Origin of the sequence: Microbacterium pasadenense (assembly GCF_047246565.1) — a bacterium.
GTDB lineage: Bacteria > Actinomycetota > Actinomycetes > Actinomycetales > Microbacteriaceae > Microbacterium.
In genome coordinates, this window is the sequence record NZ_JBFOKN010000001.1 from 353,968 (window position 1) to 376,239 (window position 22,272).

Annotated in this window: 19 protein-coding genes and 1 tRNA gene; 10 read left to right on the forward strand and 10 right to left on the reverse strand. The window is 66.7% G+C overall.

The window, feature by feature from the left end:
* The first annotated feature begins 48 nt into the window (after window positions 1-48).
* Window positions 49-132 (forward strand) — tRNA-Leu (locus AB3M83_RS01730).
* Window positions 133-342: 210 nt separating this feature from the next.
* Here AB3M83_RS01730 and AB3M83_RS01735 read toward each other — a convergent pair.
* Both AB3M83_RS01735 and AB3M83_RS01740 read right to left on the reverse strand, forming a co-directional pair.
* Window positions 343-681, reverse strand: a complete 339-nt coding sequence (locus tag AB3M83_RS01735) for a hypothetical protein (RefSeq protein WP_412944658.1) — start codon at window positions 679-681, stop codon at window positions 343-345.
* A gap of 489 nt (window positions 682-1,170) precedes the next feature.
* Complete coding sequence (locus AB3M83_RS01740; protein ID WP_412944659.1) at window positions 1,171-1,566, reverse strand: hypothetical protein; 396 nt, start codon at window positions 1,564-1,566, stop codon at window positions 1,171-1,173.
* A gap of 106 nt (window positions 1,567-1,672) precedes the next feature.
* On the opposite strand from AB3M83_RS01740, the gene AB3M83_RS01745 reads away from it, so the two are divergent.
* The 3 genes from AB3M83_RS01745 to AB3M83_RS01755 all read left to right on the forward strand — a co-directional run bounded on the left by AB3M83_RS01745 (window position 1,673) and on the right by AB3M83_RS01755 (window position 5,271).
* A complete protein-coding gene (locus AB3M83_RS01745; RefSeq protein WP_412944660.1) occupies window positions 1,673-1,825 on the forward strand; it encodes a hypothetical protein in 153 nt (50 codons plus the stop codon).
* 12 nt (window positions 1,826-1,837) lie between these two features.
* Window positions 1,838-2,242 (forward strand): hypothetical protein, encoded by a 405-nt coding sequence (locus AB3M83_RS01750; RefSeq protein ID WP_412944662.1) that lies wholly within the window; start codon window positions 1,838-1,840, stop codon window positions 2,240-2,242.
* A gap of 689 nt (window positions 2,243-2,931) precedes the next feature.
* The gene (locus AB3M83_RS01755) at window positions 2,932-5,271 is read left to right on the forward strand and encodes a LuxR C-terminal-related transcriptional regulator (RefSeq protein WP_412944664.1); all 2,340 of its coding nucleotides are present in this window, start codon (window positions 2,932-2,934) and stop codon (window positions 5,269-5,271) included.
* Here the strand turns inward: AB3M83_RS01755 and AB3M83_RS01760 are convergent.
* Window positions 5,181-6,362 carry an MFS transporter gene (locus tag AB3M83_RS01760; RefSeq protein WP_412944665.1) on the reverse strand — a complete coding sequence of 394 codons (1,182 nt, stop codon included), beginning with the start codon at window positions 6,360-6,362 and terminating at the stop codon, window positions 5,181-5,183. The genes AB3M83_RS01755 and AB3M83_RS01760 overlap by 91 nt on opposite strands.
* Window positions 6,363-6,612: 250 nt before the next feature.
* Here AB3M83_RS01760 and AB3M83_RS01765 point away from each other — a divergent pair, with 250 nt between their 5' ends.
* Window positions 6,613-10,452: a DUF7507 domain-containing protein gene (locus tag AB3M83_RS01765; protein ID WP_412944667.1), complete on the forward strand. Its 3,840-nt coding sequence runs from the start codon at window positions 6,613-6,615 to the stop codon at window positions 10,450-10,452.
* A 122-nt stretch (window positions 10,453-10,574) separates the two neighbouring features.
* Here the strand turns inward: AB3M83_RS01765 and AB3M83_RS01770 are convergent, their stop codons facing one another.
* From AB3M83_RS01770 to AB3M83_RS01780, 3 genes are all read right to left on the reverse strand, one after another.
* The gene (locus AB3M83_RS01770) at window positions 10,575-10,727 is read right to left on the reverse strand and encodes a hypothetical protein (protein ID WP_412944668.1); all 153 of its coding nucleotides are present in this window, start codon (window positions 10,725-10,727) and stop codon (window positions 10,575-10,577) included.
* A 218-nt stretch (window positions 10,728-10,945) separates the two neighbouring features.
* A complete protein-coding gene (locus AB3M83_RS01775) occupies window positions 10,946-12,772 on the reverse strand; it encodes an AAA family ATPase (protein WP_412944669.1) in 1,827 nt (608 codons plus the stop codon).
* Window positions 12,769-13,533, reverse strand: coding sequence for a hypothetical protein (locus AB3M83_RS01780; RefSeq protein ID WP_412944670.1), 765 nt, complete (start codon window positions 13,531-13,533; stop codon window positions 12,769-12,771). Before AB3M83_RS01780 ends, AB3M83_RS01775 begins: the two co-directional genes overlap by 4 nt.
* 996 nt (window positions 13,534-14,529) lie before the next feature.
* On the opposite strand from AB3M83_RS01780, the gene AB3M83_RS01785 reads away from it, so the two are divergent.
* A complete protein-coding gene (locus AB3M83_RS01785) occupies window positions 14,530-15,138 on the forward strand; it encodes a DUF4747 family protein (protein WP_412944671.1) in 609 nt (202 codons plus the stop codon).
* On the forward strand, window positions 15,119-15,661 hold the full coding sequence (locus tag AB3M83_RS01790) for a hypothetical protein (RefSeq protein WP_412944672.1): 543 nt from the start codon (window positions 15,119-15,121) through the stop codon (window positions 15,659-15,661). Before AB3M83_RS01785 ends, AB3M83_RS01790 begins: the two co-directional genes overlap by 20 nt.
* 794 nt (window positions 15,662-16,455) lie before the next feature.
* Here AB3M83_RS01790 and AB3M83_RS01795 read toward each other — a convergent pair.
* On the reverse strand, window positions 16,456-16,944 hold the full coding sequence (locus AB3M83_RS01795) for a hypothetical protein (RefSeq protein WP_412944673.1): 489 nt from the start codon (window positions 16,942-16,944) through the stop codon (window positions 16,456-16,458).
* 68 nt (window positions 16,945-17,012) lie between these two features.
* Entirely contained in the window at window positions 17,013-17,939 is a 927-nt protein-coding gene (locus AB3M83_RS01800) for an alpha/beta hydrolase (protein WP_412944674.1), read from the reverse strand.
* 343 nt (window positions 17,940-18,282) lie between these two features.
* On the opposite strand from AB3M83_RS01800, the gene AB3M83_RS01805 reads away from it, so the two are divergent.
* Window positions 18,283-18,489 carry a cold-shock protein gene (locus tag AB3M83_RS01805; RefSeq protein ID WP_412944675.1) on the forward strand — a complete coding sequence of 69 codons (207 nt, stop codon included), beginning with the start codon at window positions 18,283-18,285 and terminating at the stop codon, window positions 18,487-18,489.
* A gap of 9 nt (window positions 18,490-18,498) precedes the next feature.
* Here AB3M83_RS01805 and AB3M83_RS01810 read toward each other — a convergent pair whose 3' ends face one another.
* Window positions 18,499-19,179: an HAD hydrolase-like protein gene (locus tag AB3M83_RS01810; RefSeq protein ID WP_412944676.1), complete on the reverse strand. Its 681-nt coding sequence runs from the start codon at window positions 19,177-19,179 to the stop codon at window positions 18,499-18,501.
* 44 nt (window positions 19,180-19,223) lie between these two features.
* Between AB3M83_RS01810 and nucS the strand changes: the two genes are divergently transcribed.
* Entirely contained in the window at window positions 19,224-19,913 is a 690-nt protein-coding gene (gene nucS, locus AB3M83_RS01815) for an endonuclease NucS (protein ID WP_412944677.1), read from the forward strand.
* 4 nt (window positions 19,914-19,917) lie between these two features.
* On the opposite strand, the gene AB3M83_RS01820 is transcribed toward nucS, so the two are convergent.
* Window positions 19,918-21,132 carry an MFS transporter gene (locus AB3M83_RS01820; RefSeq protein WP_412944678.1) on the reverse strand — a complete coding sequence of 405 codons (1,215 nt, stop codon included), beginning with the start codon at window positions 21,130-21,132 and terminating at the stop codon, window positions 19,918-19,920.
* A 64-nt stretch (window positions 21,133-21,196) separates the two neighbouring features.
* Between AB3M83_RS01820 and AB3M83_RS01825 the strand changes: the two genes are divergently transcribed.
* Window positions 21,197-22,237, forward strand: coding sequence for a LacI family DNA-binding transcriptional regulator (locus AB3M83_RS01825; RefSeq protein ID WP_412944679.1), 1,041 nt, complete (start codon window positions 21,197-21,199; stop codon window positions 22,235-22,237).
* Window positions 22,238-22,272 lie beyond the last annotated feature (35 nt).

Here is a 22,272-nt window from a genome sequence, read left to right on the forward strand (position 1 = left end):
TCGCGCCATGATATCCTCGGAAAGTTGATCCCGCGGAGACGTGGGTTCGCGCGAGTGGCGGAATAGGCAGACGCGCTGGCTTCAGGTGCCAGTGCCCGAAAGGGCGTGGGGGTTCAACTCCCCCCTCGCGCACAGACCGGGTCTGTGTGGAATGCATGCGGGACCCGTTCGAAATCGCAAGACACAGCCGGTCGGTGGTGAGAACCCCGACCGGCTTCGTCGTATTCACGTGACTTCCGTCGGTGACGTCGTCTCGCGGCACTGGTCTGGGCTTCAACGACAACACGAGTAGCCCCTTTTCGGGGCAACTCGTGTCTTGTTCAGTTCGGGTGGGGTGAGGCGTCAGGGCCTCTCGTGGTGGGCGAGGCGGTTGCCGAATTCATCGGTGCGGCGTCGCGCTCGGGTGGCCAGGGTCTTCTTATCGAGGACCTTGAGGGCCTGGGTTTCGATGAAGCTGACGATGCGTCGGATGTTGGCTGCCGTGAATGCGAGCGCCGAGGTGAGCGCTTGATACGCGTACCCGCGCGCTCGCCGCTTCTCGGGGTTGCCGAGGTCGGTGGCAGCGTCGGCCTTCACGTACTGGTTGTTGGATTCGACATGAGCGCGCAGCCCGTACCACTCGCGCCATTGAGGGGTCTTGTGCGCGAACCCGCTGAGGTTCTTGATGATCCGCGTGGCCATCTTGCTGTCGGGGACGAGCAGGAAGGTCTTCTTCGTTTGCCGGGGCCGAACCTTCTTCCCGGTGGCGGGGTCGATGCATATGCCTTGGTCAGGTCCGGGTAGAAGAACCGCTGGCCACCGTCCGCGTCGGGGCGACCCTTGTCTTTCAGTTCGTACTGGGCGCGCTTGCCGAGGCGAACTTCGTAGGTGGCTTTAGTGATGCGGCCGGCCTTGTAGTCGTCTCGAGCGTTCACGAGGTCAGCGGGCATGTAGTGGGAGTACAGACGGCCGCCCACGAGGATCACGTCGTCAATGGCGCCCTGCTTCCCGGCGCCCTTGACCTTGTAGTCCCACACCGGGCGGAAGCCGAGCTCACGCACGGGCTGCTGGAACCGGTGGGGCTTCATTCCGTTGCATAGGCGGTCAGCGAGGAGGTAGCCGCGCTCGTTGAACTCTCCGGCGTGAAAGGCCATCGTCTGGCGGAATTCGGTCACCCGGCGACGCTGATTGTCACCGATCGCTCACAAGTCGGCGCAGCTCCTCGACTGCAGAGATCCCAAGTTCGAGACCCTCCTCCTGCTCACCCCTCGACACTGGATCGAGGTCACCCGACAGGAGCTCCCGAGTCACTTCGTTCCCTTCTTCGAGTCGGTTGATTGCGAAGACGAGATCCTCCCGGGTGAGCGGCACGTCGAACGGAGCATCAACCGGCAAGGGGTACTCGTAAGGCCCGTCGTCGGGAATCCCATGGGGCGGCTCATTGACTCGGCGAGCGTCATCAATGATCTCCCAGATGCGGTCAAGTCGCCCGAGGATGCCACGTGGATCCCCGTTCACGCGGTCGACCGACGCTTGATTCTCTATCTCGCCACTGATCGACAACGCAGTGCGGTAGGTCGTGATCACACTGGCACACTACCCACCTCGCGCGAACGTGACAGCATGTCACCAGACCGGTCTTCGCAACTCTTCGCGAGAAGCGCTTCGTGTCGTCGTAGGCCATCATCGAAACGTGGCCAAGACGAACACAGAGATCTCCTCCGAGCTGGAGCGCGCCCTCACAGAGCAGTGTCCGATCCGCTTGTATCGGCGAAGGGAGCGGGAGTTCGATCGAATCTGGGCGTTCGTGATCGGGCTGTCGCGTGAATGGGTGGCGCTGCAATAACTGTCGGATGGCGTGTACATCGACGGCGTGACTGTTGTCCGGATTCTCGATGTGTTCGACGTCGAGGAGTTGGAGGAGAACGGGTACATCGAGCGGGCTCTGGCAATCCTTGGTCGTCCTGATCCGAACTTCGTGCTTGAGCCCGACGCCACCACCAGGGACGTCCTACTCAGCGCGAGCAAGTTCGGAAACATGGTCGGCGTTCGATTCGAAGCGGAGAGTGACGACCCGCTCATGGTTGGAAGAATCACCGGCTTCGGCGCGCGCAAGTTCGAAATGATGCTCATCAACCCGGCTGGCGTTTGGGTCACTACCCCGACCCGTGAGTGGTACGGCGACGTGACGCAGGTGTTCGTCGGGGACCGGTATTCGACAGCGCTCGCACGATTCGGCGACGCTTACCCACCTGCTCCGTAGGGGTCACTGCTCCTCATCAGAAGCGGTCGTTTCTGATGACTGCGCGATCAGGATCGGGGCTCGCAGGGGCTTTGGCTGTGCGCTCCGCGATCGCACGCGACCGTCCCGCGTAAGTGCGCGGCCCGGTTCGGGGTCCCTAGGCGAGCGTAGCGCGAAGAAAGGGTCTAGCCGCGTCCGATCGAGTGCTCACTAGATGGCGGCGCCCTTTGCCCTGCGGGCGCCACACCTTGGCAAATTAGAATGCCGGAGTGGGACGGCATCAAGATCACGCCGTCGCCCTCCGTCGGCATATCGACTTGGGCGAGCAACAGACGTTTCGCTCGGTTTCACGCGCCATTCGAAAGTGAACGGTCGACCGGGACGACCTCGAAGGTCGCTCAGAGTATCGGCGGCCCACTCCGCTCGATCGACCGTCTGCCTCAGCGAAGCCGGTCGGCGTGTACACCGACAAGGTCAAGTCCGTCAAAGCCGTGGCTTCGGGATCCCTAACGCCCGTGGCCTTCCTGACCTTCGCTCATGCGATCGCCGAAGCTTGGCATTTGTCAACGACCGGCCTGACCGGGTCGTGCCACCGAGAACGGAGACCGCAGTCTCTCGGATCAGGGCTCCTCACTGGCATACACGCGGTCCGAGTGGTCGTACCGAACTCAACCAGCTCACCACCTCGGGCGCTCCCGTAGTGTGAAAGCATGGCATCCCTGCGCCCACCGGTCCGTCTGGATCGGTCCCGGTTGCGCGCGGCGCTCGATTCGCCAGCGCCGCTCCTGTCGCTGGTCGGCCCCGTCGGGGCGGGCGCGACCACGTTGCTGCGGCAATACGCGGAGGGGCGAGACGACCTGACCTGGGTGGCCGACGGCCGGATCCCGGAAAACGTGTCCGGCACCCTCGTGATCGACGACGGTGACGCCCTCGAGCCCGAGTCGTGGGACCGGTTACGAGCTCTCCGCGCGACTGTTCCGGATCTCGTGGTCCGGCTCGCCGTGCGCAGCGCCCGCGTCGTCCCGCCCGGAGCAGACGTGGAGTGGGTACGGGACCTCTCTTTCACGCTCGACGAGACCATCGCCTACATCGCCAGGCGTGGATCCCATGTGGATCCCCGGGGGGTGCAGCTGGCGACCGGTGGATTGCCGGCCGCTGTCGTCGCAGTGGTTGAGGCGAACGCGGTCGACCCGGACTCCGTGCAAGCCGTGCTCGCACGCATGGCACCAGCGCCGCTGCATCCTCGGAACGCGCCGCTGGCCGTGCCCGAAGTGCTCACGCCGACGCTGATCGCGGAGCTCGGCGGGGGCGATGATGTCATCGAGCGCGCCGAGCGTGCTGGCCACGGGGAATGGCGCATGGACAGCGGGCGACCGGTGTTCGCGCTCACGGCGCCGGTCCGCGCCGCCACGCTCGCGGGCGCTGCGATCCCCCCCGACGCGCAACGGTCGATTCGGCACCACGCGGCGCGAGCCTTGTTTGACGAAGGGTCAGGGCTCGGCGCGCTCGTCGAGGCCGCGGCCGCCGACGCCCTCGACATCGTCGACGCCGTCCTAAAGAGGGATGGTCTTGCGTTGCTCTGGAGCGACGGGCAGCGGATTGCGGGCGCCCTGCGTCCCATCCCACTGTTGCAGCTGCGTCGCTGGCCTGTCATCGCTATGGCTCAGGCGCTCATCCTGAACGCGCGCCGAGAGCACACCGTGCGCGCGGCGGAGTTGCTCGGTGTCGCGCTGCTCGGCGTGCAAACCAGTCAGGGCGGAGCGCCCGATCGGGCCCTGCTTCGCATCGTCGAGTCGGTGGCCCGACGGCTGATGGGGGTGGGTGACCGCGGTGTACGAGCCGCCCGCACGGCCACGACGATCCTCGACGAGCTCCCCCCTCAAGATCTCCGGCAGCTTCGCGGGCTGCGGGGCGACCTTCATGTGCACGCGGGGATCAGTCTGCTGTACGGCGGGCACGACGCGGAGGGCGGCGCTCAGTTCGAGCAGGCCCTCGCAACGGCTGTTCGACCGAGCGTCGAACTCCTCGCGATCGGCGGGCTCGCGCTGATCCAGACGAATTACGGCGACCTGCCCGCGGCGCAGGACTGGGTGGACCGTGCGCTCGCGCGGCCATGGCCCGACGACATTCTGAACGAGTATCAGGGCAGTCTCCTACGGATCGCCGAGGGCAGACTTGCAATCGAACGCGGCGACGCGACCGCCGCGGCAGCGGCGGTCGCCACCATCTGGCCGATCATCGAGACGATCGAGCATTGGCCCGCGCTCGGCGCGGTGCGCGCGTGGGCGGACATCGTAGCGGGCCGCCCCTCCGAGGGGCGCGAGCGACTGCGCGCGCTGCGCGCCCGACGCGGCAGGCGGATCGGGGCCAACACTCGAATCGGCCGTGCTCTCGACGCGACCGAGAGCACCCTGGCGCTTGCTGCGGGGGACCTCGTTTCGGCCCGCCGCCTCGTAGCACGCCCGTCAGACTCGCCCGATGTCGTACTCGCGGCGGCACGTGTGGCGATCTTTGACCGGCGGGAGGAGCGGGCCCTGAAGCTCCTTCACGGCTTGGATGCGCAAGGGCCGCGGCAGCGGACTGAAAGTGCCGTGCTTGAGGCGATTCTTCTGCAACGCCTCGGCCGCGACGCCGATGCTCGATCAGCGGCGCAGCGGGCGGGCGTACTTGCCCGCACCTATGGTCTGCGCACCCCACTCATGATTCTCCCGCCCGAGGAGCGTGGTCTGTTCCTCGGCGAAGTCGACGACGTGCCCGCAGCGATCGAGATCGGGGCGGAGCCTCCGCACCTGACGGTGCGAGAGCGCGTCGTGCTACGCGAGCTTGTGGACACCGCAAGCGTGGAAGACATCGCCTCGCGCCTGCACGTCTCCGCGAACACCGTCAAGACGCAGCGGCGCTCGCTTTATCGCAAGCTGAGCGCGTCCTCTCGCGAGGAAGCGGTCGCTGCGGCGCTCGCCTACGGCCTTCTGACCGGCGAGCCTACTCGCGCGATAACCGCCGTCGACGTCAGCGCGGCGAATGCTGCGAGGGGGAACAAGACCAGGTAGCAACCCGAGCTGAGAACGAGCACGAGGCCAGCCACAGCTGGTGCCAGCGCCTGCGGAATGATGGTGGCCAGCCCCAGCATCCCGAGGTCACGTCCGGAATCGCCGTGCGATGGCAGCACATCGATCATCAACGCGAGGTCCGCCGCGAGGTACACGCCCCGCGCTGCACCGCCGACCACCGCGAACGCCAGAAGCCCGGCCACGTTCGGCGCGGCGAGGGGGATCAACAGGGCCACCGCCAGCACAGCGCTCGCCGTGACGACCCACGGCACCCGGCGATGGATCCAGAGCGCTCCCGCTACCGAGCCGCCGACCAGACTGACGATGTGCACGGCGATGATCAGGGTGACCGTCCTGCCAGCAGCGTCCACAGACTCACCCGTGAAGTCCATGACGATATAGAGGAGGTATCCCATCACCAGCTGATGCCCGAGCACGAGCGCGAACCGCGCCACGAAGACGCGCCGCAGATCCGGCGCCGCCCACGCCCGCCGTGCCGGCATGCGCCCGGCCCATGATGCCTCCGAACGATCGGGATTGGCCACCACGAATACCAGCGAGGCCACGAGCAACGCGACTGCCAGGGCTGTATAGATGATGTCAGGCTCGGACACCCCGAGGCCCGCCACGGCGGCACCGACAGCCACTCCGCCCGCGGCGCCCATCCCGAAGAATGCCGCCGCGCGCGGACGCTGACCGAGCTCGACCCTGTCGGCCAGAACCGCATCAAGCGGCGCCTCCAGGACGTTGAGCAGGGGCTGCAGCACCAGCCAGCCGAGCGCGACGGCCCACACCGCCTCCGCGGAGCCGAGGGTGACCATGGCGGCGGCGCTCGTGATCGCGCCACCGACAATCCACGGGGCGCGCCGCCCCCAGCGGGTGCGCGTGCGGTCCGATGCGGCGCCCGCCACCGGGTGCACGACGAGCGTGAGCAGCGAGGATCCGGTCAGCACGATGCCGAGGATCACATCTTTATTAGCGGCGTCGGCCCTCGCGATCTGGGCAGGGACGAGCACGCCGGCCACAGCTCCATAGACGGCGTTCAGCGCCAGGGCCGTGAGCAGCAGCGACCAGAGGAGTCGGTTGTGCATTCGAGCATCCTGACACCGGCTGAACGATTGCATGAAATGCGGTCGGGCGGCGGGGTGAAATCTGAGGTGATTTTCCCGGGAAGCACGGAGCCGCTCTTCGGACGGCGGCCAGGATCGAGCGCGGCAGGCATCCGTCCCGCCCGCACAGCAGCTGCCCGAGCGCTGTGCCCCTTCCCTGAGGAGATCCGTGAGACATTTACGCCCAGATTCACCCCCGCGCCACGGTCGTGCGCGCAATGCCGCGAAGGGCATGATCGCTGCCGCCCTCGCCTCTGTCCTCGCCATCAGCGGCGCCTCGACCGCACATGCCGTCGAGTCGGCTGTGCCGCCGACGCCGAACCCGGCGCTGGGCGAGCAGTGCGAGATGAACTTCGCGATCAGCATCGATCTGTCGAACTCCGTCACGGCCCCACAGCTCGCTCAGACCCGCTCCGAGCTGGCCGGGCTGACGCAGTCGCTCGAGGGCTACCCGGTTCGCCTCGCCGTGCACAATTTCGCCTCGAACGCGCCCGCCACGGCCGCCACGGCCAACAGGCCGCTGCCGCTGACCTCCCTTGCCGACGCCGCTGGAGTCTCGAGCATCAGCTCGTACATCAACGGGATCCAGCGCCCGGCGAGCGCACAGGGCGGCACGAACTGGGACCGCGGCTTCGCGGCGGTCGCCGGATCGTCCGAAGACTACGACGCGCTCATCTTCCTCACGGACGGCAATCCCACGCAGTACGGCAGCCCGGTCCGTGGGCCCGGCAACAGCACCGACGGCCCCGTCATCGACGCCGCCGTGCGCAGCGCGAACGCTCTGAAGGCGACCGGGACTCGCATCGTTCCGATCGGTGTGAGCGACAATCTGTCGGGTCAGGCGCTCGCCGAGTTCCGCGAGCACATCCGCCAGGTCTCCGGTCCGGTGGAAGGAACCGACTACCACATCGCCGACTTCTCGGCGCTCCAGCGGACATTGATCGACATCGTCAACCAGAATTGCGCCTCGATCGCGCTGGAGAAGACGGGCGCCATCGGCGATGGCGGACTCGGGATCGACGGCGACACCGTCGACTACGCGTTCAAGATCACCAACGACGGAGGCGTCACGCTCACCGACGTTACGCTCGAGGACCTCAAGCCCGGCCTGTCGCCGCTCCGATTCGGCGCGTGGCCCGGCGCTCCCGGAGTGCTCACCAGCGGACAGTCCGTGACGGCCACGGCGACCTACGCGATCACCGAGGCTGACGTCGCGGCCGGTCGGGTCGAGAATCTCGCGACCGCCACCGGAACGCCGCCCGCCGGGAATGCGGTCTCCGACGAGGCCCCCGCCCTGGTCACGCTTCCCGAGCTGCTCCCGGCGATCTCGCTGGTCAAGGTCGGCTCGCTCGACGGGGAGCAGATCGGCTATGGGTTCACCGTGACCAACACGGGCAACGTCACCCTGACGGACGTGTCGATCACGGACGAGCTCGACGGCCTGTCTGACATCACCTTCGGTGAATGGCCAGCCGCTGCAGGCGTCCTGACCCCCGGACAGTCCGTGACGGCGACGGCCAGCTATACGCTGACCCAGTCGGATCGCGACGCGGGCGTTGTGGAGAACACGGCCGCGGTCGTTGGCACCCCGCCGAGCGGCGACCCCGTCAGCGACGAGGATGAATTCGATCTCCCGGTTCCGCCGAACGCCGGCATCTCGCTGGTGAAGACGGGTGCACTGGATGGCGACCTGGTGTCGTACACGATGACCGCCACGAACATCGGTGATGTGACGCTGACGGACGTGTCGATCACGGACGAGCTCGACGGCCTGTCGGAGATCGTCTATGGCGAATGGCCGGGTTCGGCAGGGGTGCTCGCACCCGGGCAGTCCGTCACGGCCACGGCGACCTACACCCTCACCCAGGGCGACCGAGACGCCGGCATCGTCGAGAACATCGCCGCCGTCACCGGGACCCCGCCGACCGGCGACCCGGTCACCGACGAGGACGAATACGACGTGCCGGTCCCGCAGGCCGCTGGCATCCTGCTTCACAAGATCGCAGTCCTCGAGGGCGATGTCGCCAGGTACACCTTCACAGTGACCAATGCCGGAAACGTGACGCTCCGCGAGGTGTCCATCACCGACGAGATGGCGGGCTTGTCCGGCATCGTCTTCGGTGACTGGCCGGCTGAGGCACAAGTGCTCGCCCCCGGACAGACGGTGACTGCAATGGCGACCTACACGCTCACCCAGGCGGACCGCGACACGGGTGAGGTGGACAACACCGCGAGCACCACCGGTACGCCCTCGACGGGTGACCCGGTCACGGACACGGACGTGTTCGAGCTGCCGGTTCCGCAGACTCCCGGCATCTCGCTGGTGAAGACGGGTGCACTGGATGGCGACCTGGTGTCGTACACGATGACCGCCACGAACATCGGTGATGTGACGCTGACGGACGTGTCGATCACGGACGAGCTCGACGGCCTGTCGGAGATCGTCTATGGCGAATGGCCGGGTTCGGCAGGGGTGCTCGCACCCGGGCAGTCCGTCACGGCCACGGCGACCTACACCCTCACCCAGGGCGACCGAGACGCCGGCATCGTCGAGAACATCGCCGCCGTCACCGGGACCCCGCCGACCGGCGACCCGGTCACCGACGAGGACGAATACGACGTGCCGGTCCCGCAGGCGCCGGGGATCTCGCTGGTGAAGGTTGGCGTGCTCGACGGTGGCGAGATGACCTACAGCCTCACTGCGACCAACACGGGAAACGTGACCCTCAGGGAGGTCTCGATCGCCGACGACCTCGAGGGTTTATCGGACGTGCAGTACGGCCAGTGGCCGGGAGCTGCCGGCATCCTCGCCCCAGGTCAGTCGGTCACGGCGACGGCGACCTACGCGCTGACGCAAGCCGACCGCGATGCGGGCGAGGTCGAGAACATCGCGACCGTGGTGGGCACCCCGCCCGAGGGAGATCCCGTGCGCGATGAGGACGACTACACTCAGCCGCTCCCGCCGCGCCCCGGTATTGCGCTGGTGAAGACCGGCGCGCTGGACGGCGACGTCATCTCATACACATTCACCGCTACCAACAACGGCGATGTCACCCTTGCCGGGGTAACCATCGCCGACGAACTGGACGGGTTGTCGGATGTGGCCTACGGCGAGTGGCCGGCCGCTGAGGGCATACTTGCTCCTGGCCAGTCGATCACCGCTACCGCGTCATACACGCTCACGCAGAAGGATCGCGACACGGGTCAGGTCGACAACACGGCTACGGTGACCGGCACCCCGCCCACAGGCGACCCCGTCACCGATGAGGATGAGTTCACCCAGCCGGTGCCGCAGGCGCCGGGGATCTCGCTGGTGAAGACGGGCCTGCTCGACGCCGATGTCATCGGCTACAACCTCACCGCCACCAACGTCGGCAACGTCACCCTCACCGGCGTAGTGATCACCGACGAGCTCAAGGGCCTGACGGAGCTGGTCTACGGCACGTGGCCGGGCGCCGAGGGCGTGCTCGCTCCCGGCGAGTCGGTGAACGCGACCGCGTCGTACACGCTGACGCAGGCGGATCACGATGCCGGCGAAGTCGAGAACACCGCCGGCGTCGTGGGGACGCCGCCGACGGGTGAGCTCGTCGTCGACGCGGACGAGTTCGTGCAGCCGCTGCCGCAGTCGCCGGGAATCTCGTTGGAGAAGACGGGCGAACTCGACGGCGATCGGATCCGCTACGGATTCACGGTCAGCAACACCGGCAGCGTGACGCTGCGTGATGTGACGATCGAGGACGAGCTCAACGGCCTGTCTGACGTCGTGTACGACGAGTGGCCAGGCGAGGCGGGCGTCCTTGCTCCCGGAGAGTCGGTGATCGCCACAGCCGCCTACGAGGTGACCGCGAAGGACCGCGCGACGGGCAACGTCCTCAACACCGCCAAGGTGACTGGCACCGCCGGGACGGCTCACGAGGTGAGCGATGAGGACAGTGTGCGGCTCGCAGTGGGCTCGCTCGCCGTGACCGGAGCGCACGGCGACCAACTGGCGCGTATTGCCCTGTTCGGGATTCTAACGATCGCGCTGGGCCTGGCCGTTGTCATCTGGATGCGGCGACGGACGTGGGCTTGATCTCATGACCGGATGCCCCCGCGACGGTCGCACCGTCGCGGGGGCATCTCCGGCAAATCAAGTCGGCGACCCCCCGGGCGGACTGCGCCTCGCCCTCGTGCCGGAATGGGGAAATCGACGGCTCAGTTGCGGTCGAGGCTGAGCAGATGGTCTGCGGTCTTCTGTTGGAGGAAATCGCACAGCGTGGCGGCCATGTTCAGATCATCGGCCACCGCGTGAACATCCGCTCCGGTCATCACCGCTTCCTCGTCGGGCGGCTCGAAGTAGATCCCCATCCGGGCAATGCTCGTTGAGCGGGCGTCCGCGCACGCCAGGATCGCCTTGCGGGCGGTGCGCGTAAGTGGCCCCACGTGTGCAGTTGGCTGCGTGCTGGCACCATCGTCGATGGCCTCTGCGACAGCCCGCGATCCAGGGCGGCTCTAGATGACCACGGAGCCGTTGAGCATAAGTGCCTAACGGCTGACTGCCCGTCGCCTGTACGGCTACCGGCTGCTCAGATTGCGATATACGCCGCGCGCGCTGCCTTCGCCGTCTCCCAGTCCTCTTGCACTTCGCTCGCCGTTGGCTTCGTGCTCATGTACTCGGCAGCGTGAGAGTGCCCGGTCATCCGCTCGCAAGCACGATCGAAGAGCGGTTCAATTACTGCGATGGCAGCATCGAGCCGAGCGCTATCAATCTTCGATAGACGGGTCATCATGATGTTCTTGCGATATCGCTGCGTGACGTTCTGCAGGAGGTCCTGCTCAACGAATGCCTCGCACCAGGCGCGGATGAGGTCGTAGGTCTCTTTGATGAGTGCATCCTGAAGTACCGGCTCAGCACTCGTCATGTCCTGAAGTTTGACGTTGATTCGCTTGGCTAGATCCGCTGGCGTATCGAGCCTCGGCTCGACGTCCGCGGCCAGGATTCCCTTGGCCTCTCCGCCGTCGCGTACCTCGTAGACCTTCGTCCTTAGCTTTTTGTTCTGCCTGGTCGCCATCAGCGCCGACGCGAACATGATGTTGTGGGTCAAGACAACAACCTGATGTGTCTCGGCGAGATTCTGGATGCGCGCAGCAACGTCATCCAGTCGGCGGTAGTCAAGACTTGTCACCGGGTCATCGAAGATGAGAGGCGCTTTGGTCCCTCGCATCCGACTCTCGGCAAGAAAGTCGGCGAGTGCCAACACCTTCTGCTCACCTTCCGAGAGCACCGCGGAGGGCCTGTAGGAGGCGACTGCCTTCTTGCGTTGCGCCTGTCCGCTGCGCCCCTGAAATCGAAGTGCAACTTGAGGTGCTCGGAGGCGAGAGCACTCCTCGGCGAACAGCGTCTCGAAGTTCTTGTTTACGAGGTCTTCGCTGGCGAGCTTGGACTGGACCGTGAGTTGCTTCGCCGCGCCGCTCGAAATGACGCGTGAGAGCTTGTCAAGTTGTTGCGCTCGTCGAGCGCGTCGCACGTACTCGCGGGCGGCGGAGATGTTCCGGTTTAGCTCAATGCGCGCAGCGAGTTCCGAAAGCTCCTTCTGCTTACCGGTGAACGCGGTTGCCGCGTTTGCCTTGTCGTCCGCAATCTGCTGTACCGCTGCTCGTGCAGTCGCCAGTTCGGCTCCGACTTTCGAGCTCACTGTCTCTGCGCTCTCTCGGAAGGCGCTGGCGGACAGGGGCTCCCCATTCGCAGTGTCCTGAGCGGCGGCCCTGGCCGCCGCGAGCACATCACATGCTTGACTCGCCCATGCCGGTGCGTCTCCACCATCCCGCAGCTCTGTGGCAAATTCGTTCGCGCGGGTTAGCTCGGCTTCGTCGAACCTGAGGCTGGAGTTGCGCACCTCGGCGTCTGCATCCTCGACCTGACGGATAAGCGTTTCATCGAGGAACGTGCGATAGCGGTTCAACAGATTCAAGGCCGTCGGGTTGAGCTCCTGCATGCAGTAGAGACACTTGTCCCCGACAGTTGGATAGTGCTCGCGGTCAAGGTGTTGGCGGTAGGAGTCGCCCGCAACGATGAACTCCTGCCATTCCCCGTCTGCGGGTCCCGGCAGCTCATCCTGGCTGAAGAGTTGTTCTCGCGCTTCGGCCCTTCGACCTTTTGCTTCTTGCAGTTTCATCCGGGCCGTCTCGTAGACGACGGCATCGAAGTTCATCGCCGTCGCAAGGACGCCGTGTAGGCGATTGAGGTGGCGCACCGTCTCCTGTGTAGCGGAGATAATCGCGTCGAGTGAATTGGAACGCAATGCCCCGATCTCGCCTTCAAGGCGCTCGCGGTCGGTCTCGGCGCCGTCGGGCAAGGTTGCCAGCGCGTCAAGCTCTGCGAGGTCTGTGGTGGCCCCCAAGGTCTCGATCACCGGATACACCTTCGTGCCTCGCTTGAACCTGGGCAGCAGCGGGTTGCTTCCCGGCGCCAGGGCCTTGGCCTCCGCTGCGATCCGCTGCTGAACACCTTGCAGCCCGGTAGCGACGTGGCCGAACAGTGCGAGCTCGGCTGGCGTATAGACGTAGCCAGATCGCTGTCAACGTGTAGCGAGACTGCGCTCGCATCGAAGACGCTGATGCGGGTGAATGGTGCAAGGCCGGATTCGTTGTTCCATACCACCGAGGAGTCCGTGTCAGACAGTCGGTACTGGATGGTGGCTCTGGGTGACGGCGGGGTGGCGAGATAGGCGGTGTGCGCGTTTGGCAGGATGTCTTCCGCGGTCCGAACAGCCGAGATGCGCTTCAGTATTCGCGCGTATCCAGTCTTCCCCGATCCGTTCTGCCCAAAGAGCACGGTCAGGCTCGGGTCGAACTCAAGTTCTTGGTCTGCAGCGAGTGCGTTGACGCCTTGTATTCCCGTCAAGCTGACGAGCTCAAGAGTCTCCTCTTCCGCAGCATCCGCAGCAACGAGTTCAAGCTTCGGGATCTCCGGGGTTTCACCATCGCCGAGCCCCTTCTCAGCGAGAAATGTGCCGTACGCGGCGTCCAGCAAGGCATCGCTCGGGGCCTGGCGAGAGAGAATTGTCTCCGCGGTGATCTGACGCACCCATGCGTCCTGCCCGTTTGCCCAATCCACCAGCAAGCGCCGAGGCGTCGTAACACCCAAGTTGACTGAGACCTCTTCAGCGGCCACGTCTACCTCCGTCCTGGTGAACGGCGTCAGTAGTGACGTGTCGCCGATCCATCTTGAACTGTCATGGTGCTGTCCATCATGCCCGAGCGGGCGGGCTCGGGTTGGACGACACAGCGGCCACGGCCTCCGGGCGCCCTCCTTGACTCACAGGACGGTCCGCTGCGCTGCGCTTGTTTGCGGGGGTGGCATGCCTGTGACATCACGTCTGTTAGTGACACTCCGGACACGATCGGCTCGGCCGCTGCGCCCTTGGCCTTCGACGGAGGAAAGTGGGGGAAACTAGACGGGTCCAGGTACTACTCAAACGATGCCGCCTAGCTTTCGATCAGGTGAGGTGTCCCAAAGGAGCTGGCTGAGCTCGTATCCGGCGTTGAGCGTGACCTGCGTCCGATCTGGTTCCGAAGAGGGTGGGCGCTGACATATCGAGTCGGTGGTCATCGCTATGCTGAGCCTCCACATTCAGAGGGGGGCATGACGAACGGTGAGGTCGAGGAAGCGAATTCGCTCCGCTGAGGCACGCGTTTCTCGCGGTGTCCGACAGCTCCGGTCTTTCCACCGCGGCTCGCCTACTCTCATTGCGCCACCTACCCGACCTCGTCGATAGCCTCGGTCTTACGCTGACGAGGGGAAAGCGATGTCGGGGGACGTGCTTGCAAGTCGAGACCAGCACGGAGAACACTGGTTCTCCAAGCCGGGCCAGGAGATCCTGTTTTATAGGATCAATCGGAGACCGATCGGGGAGAAAACGCCCTTCTGTTCACTGCCGAGGACGACGTCCTAGACCATCTGCGTCGAGTCCTTGCCACGCCCGCTTCTGCAAGTAGCGGAACGCGATTCCACCGCACCTGGCGCCTGGGAGATCTCAGCTTTCAGGACGAGCCCCGCTCCTTCTCCGGTCGCCTCGGCTGGGCTCGTACGAGGGAGGCGCTCGCGCAGTCCTGGGATGCCCAGCACCAAGGGTGGGTTGATCAGGTTGTGCCGCAGACGGATTCCGGCGTGTCTCCGGTCGCGTTCCACGCGCGTAGCCGCGTCCTCGGAATTCTGAAACATCCCTCTTTCACAACCGAACCGGTGCTCGCCAAGGTCCTGACGCACATCCTGAATGAAGGCGAGATGTCGCAGGCACTGCCGACAACCGAATGGAGCGTAGAGCCGCTGGGTGATGTCAGTGAGTTCTACGGCTGGCTCAAGAAGGTAGACGAGCTCCACGTCTTGAGGACCGTCTTCAAGCGCCCGAATCCCGACGCCGAGGAGTCCTTTCAGGAGTTGTTTGACCGGCTCGAGGCGCTCCACGCAGATCAGATTCGTCAAGAACTTCGCGCAAGCGATAAGTCCGCGGGCCTCAATAAGAAGGCGATTGAGTCCGACGAGCAGACGCAGGGCTTTCTCACCGCGGCCCTGCAGTTCGCGTTTGGCCACGTTTGGGCCAAGGGACGCAAGCGCGGCAAAGTCGTCCGTTACGACCAGCGGCGGCAGGTGCTGCGCGCATCGGTCGAAGACGTCGGTGGCACGTGGGATGATGCGGCCGAGACGGTGCTTCGCGCGGTCGAACGCCGCGGAACCAAGCAGATTGCGAAGATGAACCATGGCCCAACTTCGGACTGAGGTTGGCTTCTGGCACGCGGTTGGCCACCTCCGGCTGAGGGACGTCCTCACTGTCGAGTTCGGCTTGAGTGCCGTTCTTGCCGCGAGCCTCGCTTGGTTCTTGGTCTCCTACGGGTCGCTTGAGGATCGCCTCGCGGCCGCAGGCCTCTTTGTGAGCGTGGTGGCAGCGCTGGTGGGGGTTGTATTCGCCGGAGTGGCGCTTGTCACTTCCCTGCTTTCGGACGCTTACTTGCGGCTCCTGAGCACGGCGGGCTCCGGAATCCTCGCTTTCCTGCGGCCCTTCATGCTGGCCGTGGGCGTGCAAGTCGCTACTGTCATCGGTTCCGTCCTATACGTCGCGACCGCGACGCGACTCCCGCCAACTCTTGAAGCCTGGCTCTTCGGAATTCTTTGCCTGTTCTTCGTCGGATCGTGCCTCGAGATCGTCGTGCTGACGCGCTCCGTGTTCATGCACGCTCAACTGAGGGCCCAGTTCGCCAAGACTCTCGCGGATCAGCGTGATAGCGGTAGCGATCGGGGATAGCGCTGTCGAAGCGCAAGTCTTTGAGTGGCGACTTGCGATCCTGGCTGGCTGCGGACCTCGATTCCACCGTCTTGACCAGAGCGCCGTCCGGCATGGCGTGCCGGACGGCCACCGTGCGCTCATCGTCGCGGGTTGCAGGCCGCCCATTCCGCCTCGCTGTTTATCCCGTCCAGGGCGACAACCCTCAGGGCGCGGGTTTCATCGATCTCGCGGCGCAGTTGCCGGCGGGATAGCTCGAACTCATGAACGACCGGGTCCTGTACGTCCAGTTGAAGACCGGCTACGACACGGATGCCGGCCCTTCATGGATCAGCTGGGTTCGCTTCAGCAAGACGCGGCGCACGGCCGCGGGGCGTTGTCGCTCTTGATCACCCGCACGCTAGGAGGCTGAGCTGGGGTCCAACCGCCTACATCGAGCTCGGGAGAGGTGGGCAGTTCGGTGGGCGCACCGACCTGAGAATGCCGACTTCGCAGGCGGCGAGAACACTCCCGCGACGCCGAACGACCGCCGTGTCCGGAGTCGAACGAGGGCCGATTACCTGCGACTCGGAAAACGCACCCTGACCTGGAGCTTGGAAGTTTCTCCGGCTAACCGCGGAAAGCCCAAGAAGGTGCCCATTGCGATCCCGTGCGTCGACTGGTCTCACAGAAATCCAAACACACCCACAGACCGGGTCTGTGTGAAGTACAGACTCGATGCGTGTGGGAATGCGGAGAAGAATCCGGCCGGAGCGGTTGCTCCGGCCGGATTCCTCGTTCTCGGGTCGTCTCGTCGACTTCTGACGTTTGAGTGATCACACAGGCGCTGGGGTGGCATCCGCGCCGACCGCGGCCCGCCGGCCGCGCGCACGGAACGCCCACCACCGACCGAACCCTGCGGAGACCGCGGATCCGAGAGCGGCGGCGACTCCGGCGAGGGGGTAGGGCCACACGAATAGGGTGGCCAGGGACAGGGCCGCGCCGACGCCGGCGAAGACGGCGATGTGCACGAGCGGGTTCGGGACGTTCCGCAGCGCCCGACCGATCGCCCACGTCATGGGCGCGAGGACCCACATCGCCCCGACGAGGAACAACGCCGTGGGTGCGGCGACCATGATCGCGAACCCGACGCCGTCGAGGCGAGATGTCCGAAGGGTGCCCGCCGGGTCGGGGATCACGAAGACGGCCAGGGCGGCGACGAGGGTGAGAAGGCTCGCGCACGACCACATCGCCCACGTGTGCGCGGCCACATCCCGCCACGCGAACGGGACCGCGTCGGTCTGGTCGGGAGCGTGGGTGCTCATGACCGCATCCTTCCGCACACCGACATCTCCCGCGACCGAGCCCGCGCCTCTTCTGACGGTGCGCGCCCCTACCGGTCCGCGGTGATGCCGGCGGCGCGCAGGGCGTCAGCCTGACGCTGCCAGAAATCTCGCACCACGTCGGTCCTCGCGAACATCTGGTCGAAGCCGTGTGTCGCGCCGGGCACGGTGACCAGCTCGCACGGCACTCCGGCCTCGTTCAGGCGGCGAGCGTACTCGACGTCCTCGTCGTGGAAGAGGTCGATCGTGCCGACGCCGATCCACGCGGGCGGGAGCCCGGTGAGATCTTCGCGGCGCGCAGGTGCGACGTACGGCGAGACGCCCGGGCGCCCGGGTTCGCCTCCGGTGTAGGTCGTCCAGCCGTGCCGGTTGTTCTTCGCGTTCCAGCCGCGGTGATGCTTGGACGCGACGTCGGGCTTGAGAACCGTGCGGTCATCGAGCATGGGATACACCAGCAGCTGGAAGAGGGGCCGCACGTCGCCGTGGTCGTGCGCGTAGAGCGCCACTCCCGCCGCGATGCCTCCGCCGGCACTCGCGCCGCCGATCGCGAGCCGATCCGCGTCGATCCCCCAGTCGGCAGCGCGTCGTGCGAGAGCCTGAAACGCGGCGTAGCAGTCCTCCACGGATGCCGGTGCCGGCGCGTCCGAGCCGAGCCGGTATCGCACGGCGGCAACCGCAATGCCGAGCTCCCGGACGAAGGCGATGTTGGGCCGGTCGTCCTGCTCGGGTGACCCGAACAGGTGACCGCCGCCGTGGATCCAGAGCAGCGCGGGTATCGGCTCGGCGGCGCCCGACGGCCGGAACAAGCGGATCGAGACCGTCGGCGAGAGGACGATCCCCTCGACGGTGACATCCGGTCCGGGATCTGCTCCGCGAGCCTTCCGGCGACGCATCAGGCTCACGGCGCGACGTCCGGTCGGAACGCTCGGGAGGAACCGCACGAGGCGCAGCTCCGGGTGGTACGGCGAAGCGGACATGTCGCCCTCTCAGTTCTGAACCGGGTCGGCCGCGACGTCAGGGGACCGGGTCGGTCCCCTCGACGAGCAACGGCCTGAGGCGCGCATCGGCTGAACGCGATCCCCGTGCGGCGAAATCGTAGCGCGATCGCATGTTCGGACGACGGATCCGATGCGACGCGGACGCCGCCGTTGCCCTCTCGCGGGCCGGACGATCATCCGGCGACGACGCCGTTTCGGTGACAACCGCGCAACGTTTTGTGTCTCCTTCTTAATTGGGGGGAGACTTCCCAGGCCAGGGCCGCTAGGTTGGGGAACGATCGGCACAACAGTTCGCCGACACCATCAAGTAGTAAGGCAGTTCATGAGCGTCAGCGGTACCGTCAAGTGGTTCAACTCGGAGAAGGGCTTCGGCTTCATCGCACCTGATGAAGGCGGCGCCGACGTCTTCGCCCACTACTCCGCCATCGAGTCCTCGGGCTACCGCTCGCTGGAAGAGAACCAGCGCGTCGAGTTCGACATCGCACAGGGCCCCAAGGGCCTGCAGGCGGAGAACATCCGCCCCATTTGAGGCCTGCTGTCAGACCTCGTCTGACACCAGGAGCAGGCGGCGGAGGTCGGCCATCGTGTCGACTGCCGCCTGCGCCCCCTCTGACTCGTGGGGCCAACTGAAGCCCCACCGCACGAAGACGACAGGCACGCCGTTCGCGGCGCCGCCCTCCACATCGTGGTGACGGTCGCCGATGAGAATCGGTCGACTGGTGTCAGCGCCGGCCGCCGCGAGGCGCCGGAGCGATTCGGCGACGATGTCCGACTTGGAGGCCAAGGTCTTCTCGTCCGGCGTCGCGCCGGCCATCGCCTGCATCGAGTCCGCGAGGCCGAAGTGCTCCATGAGCGCCACGACCTGGATCTCCGGCTTCGAGCTGGCCGTCGCCTGCGGGATGCCGGCTGCAGCGATGTCCGCGATGAGCTCCCCGATCCCCGGGTAGAGCCGCGCACCGGTCGTGTAGCCGTCCGCCTTGCCGATGCCGCGATAGTGCGCGACCGCTTCGGTCGCCTGTTCCGGCGTCATGCCGACGTTCTTCTGGAACGACTCGAACATCGGCGGTCCGATCCAGTGCACCAGCTGGTCGCGCGTCGGCGCGGGCAGCCCGTAATGGGCCAGGCATCGCGTCAAGCGGCTGAGGATGCCCTCGGACGCGTCGACGATCGTGCCGTCCACGTCCCAGAGGATGCAGGACCAGGGGGAGCGTGTCGTCATGCTCCCAGCCTACGGGCGCGGATGCCGCGGGTAGGCTCGTCGCCGTGCGTCTTGTCATCGCCCGCTGCTCCGTCGATTACACGGGCCGCCTCAATGCCCACCTGCCTCTGGCCACCCGTTTACTGGTGCACAAGGGGGATGGCAGCCTGCTCGTGCACTCCGACGGCGGCTCCTACAAGCCGCTGAACTGGATGAGTCCGCCCTGCACGCTGACCGTGGTGGAGCCGGGCGACGAGGATGTCGACGTCGTGGAGAAGTGGCGGGTCGTGCACGCCAAGACCGGCGACGCGCTCACGGTCCGGCTCTACGAAGTGCTGCACGACTCCGCCCACGAGCTGGGCGTCGATCCGGGACTCGTGAAGGACGGGGTCGAAGCCGACCTGCAGCGTCTGCTCGCCGAGCAGGTCGGCGTCATCGGGGAGGGCCTCACCCTCGTCCGCCGCGAGTTCCCGACCGCGATCGGCCCCGTCGACCTGCTGCTGCGAAACCCCGAGGGCGGCACCATCGCCGTCGAGGTGAAGCGACGCGGTGACATCGACGGTGTCGAGCAGCTGACCCGCTACCTCGAGCTGCTGGGCCGGGACCCGCACCTCGCGCCGGTCTCCGGCGTCTTCGCCGCACAGGAGATCAAACCGCAGGCGAAGGTGCTGGCGAACGACCGCGGCATCCGCTGCGTCACCCTCGACTACGACGAGATGAAGGGCATCGAGTCGGGGGCGCCGCGCCTGTTCTGAGCGGTCAGTGCGCGCTTCCGCGGGTGCCGGGCAGCGGCTTGGCGGATCCGGAGGCGAAACCCGACGCGGCGACCAGCGCGGCGATGATGAACAGCGTGTTCAGCAGGCCGATGTGGTCGCTGATGACGCCGAGGATCGGCGGCCCGCACAGGAAGGCGACGTAGCCGATGGTCGCGGCCGCGCTGACGCGCGCCGCGGCCTTCTCGGGGTCGTCGGCGGCGGCGGACATGCCGAGGGGGAAGCCCAGCGACGCGCCGATGCCCCAGAGCGCCGCGCCCACGAAGACGAGCGGCAGGTTGGGCGCGAGGATGAAGAGCAGGATGCCGACGGTGGCCGTCGCCGCCAGCACGCGGAGCGTCGCGACGCGACCGAACCGATCGACGAGCGGCCCGCCGAAGACGCGCACGACCGTCATCGCGACCGAGAACACCGTGAGCGCCACGGCTCCGATCGCGGCGCCGCCGCCGTGGTCCTCGCTCACCGCGAGAGCCATCCAGTCGTTCGCGCCGCCTTCGGCGAACGCCATGCCGAGCATGACGATCCCCAGCACGTAGGTCCGCGGCTCGCGCCAGGCGGACAGCGCCGTCGTGAGCCGTTCGCGCCATCCCGCCGTGGAGTCCTCCTCGGCGCCGAAGGAGCGGTGCGGCACGTAGCGGAACGCGATGACGGCGATGACGACGATCGCCACGGCGATGGCGACGAGATGGGGGAAGACGCCGAGCTTCGCGCCGGCCGCGGCGGCGCCGATCCCCGCGCCGATCACGGTGCCGAAGCTGAAGAAGGCGTGGAAGAGCGGGAGGATCGTCTTGCCGACCGCGACCTCGATCGCCGCCCCGTCGACGTTCATGAGCACGTCCAGAGCACCGTTCCCGAAGCCGAAGAGCACGAGTCCGACGAGCACGAGGGGGAGGGCGGGAAGCACCTCCGTGCCGATGCCGACGATCGCGACGCCGGCGGCGAGGGTCAGCATCATCAGCAGCATGCCGAGCCGTGTTCCGAGCCGAGCCGCGAGCACCGACGACACCGAAAGCCCCAGGATGGACGCGACGCCCATCCCGAGCAGCAGCAGACCGATGACCGAGTTGTCGATCTCGAGCTCGGCCTTGATCGACGGGACGCGCGACGCCCAGGTCGCGATGCTCAGGCCGCTGGCGGTGAAGATGGCGAAGACGGCCAGCCGCCAGGACAGCAGGCGGGATGCGGTGAGCTCGGTGTGCACAGGACGACCCTAGCGCCTTCCGAAACGATTCGATGCGCTGAGTCACCGGGGGTACGATCGGGGGATGACCTCCCGACGCGCGACGATCGCCGACGTCGCGCGCGAAGCGGGCGTCTCACCGTCGACGGCATCCGTCGTCTTCAGCGGGAAGGTCGCCGTGTCGGATGCCACCCGGGACCGCGTGCTCGCCGCGGCCGACCACCTCGGCTACACCGGCCCGGATCCCCGTGCGGCGTCGCTGCGGACCGGACGCGCGGGCATCGTCGCGGTCCTCTTCCGAGAGCGGCTCGGCATCGCGTTCCGCGACCCGGTCGTCACCTCGATGATGGACGGCCTCAGCGACGCGGTGGGCCCCATCGGCGCCGGCGTCCTGCTGCTGCACGACGAGGGTCCGAGCGGTGCCGGGCCCACCCTCACGACCGCGCCGATCGACGCCGCCGTCCTCATCGGCTGCAACGAGATCGTGCGCGGATCGGTCGAGGCCATCCGCGGACGCGGCATCCCCGTCGTGGTCGTCGAGGGCGATGCGGGGGAGGGCATCCCGCAGATCCGCCTCGACAACCGCGAGGCTCAGCGGGAGGCCGCCGAGCACCTGCGGTCGCTCGGGCACGAGGACGTCGCCGCCGTCACGCTGCCGCGGGACGGCGCGCGCGAGCGCGGCTTCCTGACCGGCGACGAGTCCGCGATCACCGTCGACGTCACCCGGGATCGACTGCGCGGCATCCGCGACGTCTACCCGGACGCGCCGGCGTACGCGACGGCAGAAAGCTCGATCGACGAGGGCCTCGCGGCGGGCCGCGTCCTCCTGGCGGGGCATCGCCCGACAGCCGTCATCGCCCAGAGCGACCTGCTGGCGGCGGGCGTCATCCGCGCCGCCGAGGAGGTCGGCCTGCGCGTCCCGGAGGACCTCAGCGTGACCGGTTTCGACGGCATCGTCGTCGACGGGCTCGCGCCGTACGCGCTCACGACCCTGGTGCAGGATGCCGCGGCGAAGGGCCGGGCGGCGGGCGAGGCGATCGTCGCGATGCTGGCCGATCGGCAGCCCGCCTCGCTGACCCTCACCTGCACATTCCGCAAGGGGAACACGACGGCTCCGCGGCCGTGAATGAGCGCTTCCCGGCGGACGCCGCCGCGATCGCC

Bases quoted from the DNA above. Each gene is read 5' to 3' on its own strand.
- AB3M83_RS01735 (WP_412944658.1), bottom strand. From the start codon at position 681: ATGGCCACGCGGATCATCAAGAACCTCAGCGGGTTCGCGCACAAGACC.
- AB3M83_RS01795 (WP_412944673.1), bottom strand. From the start codon at position 16,944: ATGAGCACCCACGCTCCCGACCAGACCGACGCGGTCCCGTTCGCGTGG.
- AB3M83_RS01805 (WP_412944675.1), top strand. From the start codon at position 18,283: ATGAGCGTCAGCGGTACCGTCAAGTGGTTCAACTCGGAGAAGGGCTTC.
- AB3M83_RS01765 (WP_412944667.1), top strand. From the start codon at position 6,613: ATGATCGCTGCCGCCCTCGCCTCTGTCCTCGCCATCAGCGGCGCCTCG.
- AB3M83_RS01790 (WP_412944672.1), top strand. From the start codon at position 15,119: ATGGCCCAACTTCGGACTGAGGTTGGCTTCTGGCACGCGGTTGGCCAC.
- AB3M83_RS01800 (WP_412944674.1), bottom strand. From the start codon at position 17,939: ATGTCCGCTTCGCCGTACCACCCGGAGCTGCGCCTCGTGCGGTTCCTC.
- AB3M83_RS01755 (WP_412944664.1), top strand. From the start codon at position 2,932: ATGGCATCCCTGCGCCCACCGGTCCGTCTGGATCGGTCCCGGTTGCGC.
- AB3M83_RS01810 (WP_412944676.1), bottom strand. From the start codon at position 19,179: ATGACGACACGCTCCCCCTGGTCCTGCATCCTCTGGGACGTGGACGGC.
- AB3M83_RS01770 (WP_412944668.1), bottom strand. From the start codon at position 10,727: ATGGGGATCTACTTCGAGCCGCCCGACGAGGAAGCGGTGATGACCGGA.
- AB3M83_RS01825 (WP_412944679.1), top strand. From the start codon at position 21,197: ATGACCTCCCGACGCGCGACGATCGCCGACGTCGCGCGCGAAGCGGGC.
- AB3M83_RS01760 (WP_412944665.1), bottom strand. From the start codon at position 6,362: ATGCACAACCGACTCCTCTGGTCGCTGCTGCTCACGGCCCTGGCGCTG.